The sequence below is a fragment of the Mesorhizobium sp. M7A.F.Ca.US.005.03.2.1 genome (assembly GCF_003997795.1).
Lineage (GTDB): Bacteria > Pseudomonadota > Alphaproteobacteria > Rhizobiales > Rhizobiaceae > Mesorhizobium > Mesorhizobium ciceri.
In genome coordinates this window covers 1-703 of sequence record NZ_RZRP01001480.1, presented here as the reverse complement: position 1 = coordinate 703, position 703 = coordinate 1, and the positions used below count along the sequence as shown (strand labels likewise).

General features: G+C 64.2%; 1 protein-coding gene. It reads right to left on the bottom strand.

Features of this window, described 5'->3' with window-relative positions; genetic code table 11:
* A partial coding sequence (locus tag EN991_RS38615; RefSeq protein ID WP_245461206.1) for a DUF4573 domain-containing protein occupies positions 1-683 on the bottom strand: 683 nt, incomplete at its 3' end.
* Between the last annotated feature and the right edge of the window lie 20 nt (positions 684-703).

The window sequence follows — 703 nt, the reverse complement described above, 5'->3', positions numbered from 1 at the left end:
GGAGCAACAGGCTCTACTGGAGCAACCGGCTCGACCGGTGATACCGGAGCAACTGGTTCGACTGGAGCAACAGGTTCGACTGGCGCAACCGGCTCGACCGGCGCCACAGGTGCAACCGGTAATACCGGAGCAACTGGCTCGACCGGATCGACAGGTTCGACCGGCTCTACTGGGGCAACAGGTTCGACCGGATCGACCGGAGCAACCGGCTCGACCGGCGCCACAGGAGCAACCGGTGATACCGGAGCAACTGGCTCGACCGGATCGACAGGTTCGACCGGCTCTACTGGGGCAACAGGTTCGACCGGATCGACCGGAGCAACTGGCTCGACCGGATCGACAGGTTCGACCGGCTCTACTGGGGCAACAGGTTCGACCGGATCGACCGGAGCAACCGGCTCGACCGGCGCCACAGGAGCAACCGGTGATACCGGAGCAACAGGCTCTACTGGTTCGACCGGAGCAACCGGCTCTACCGGCGCCACAGGTGCAACCGGTGATACCGGAGCAACTGGCTCGACCGGATCGACAGGTTCGACCGGCTCTACTGGGGCAACAGGTTCGACCGGATCGACTGGAGCAACAGGCTCTACTGGAGCAACCGGCTCGACCGGTGATACCGGAGCAACTGGCTCGACTGGAGCAACAGGTTCGACTGGCGCAACCGGCTCGACCGGCGCCACAGGTGCAACCGGTAATACCG